Consider the following 248-nt stretch of genomic DNA (forward strand, 5'->3'; position numbering starts at 1 on the left):
TCACTGAAAGGTGAGCGAGAAGCACGAATTCTTGCTCGGGTACTGACAGGGTTTGAATCGGCCGGCGCGGTGATTGTAGTGATCATCAGCATTACGGGAGTGGCGAACTACCTATTTATCGTTGGGCCAAATCTCGATGAGGTGATGCTCAGCACTTATGGCGAGTTGCTATTTTTGAAGGTCCTGCTCTTTGCCGGGATGATCGTATTAGCGACGCTCAACCGTTTTCACCTAAGCCCGCTCTTGGA

1 protein-coding gene is annotated in these 248 nt (G+C 50.8%); it reads left to right on the top strand.

The window, feature by feature from the left end; translation table 11 throughout:
- A partial coding sequence (locus BEK98_RS47285) for a CopD family protein (protein ID WP_143684296.1) occupies positions 1-248 on the top strand: 248 nt, incomplete at both ends.

Source organism: Streptomyces diastatochromogenes (assembly GCF_002242805.1).
GTDB lineage: Bacteria > Actinomycetota > Actinomycetes > Streptomycetales > Streptomycetaceae > Streptomyces > Streptomyces diastatochromogenes.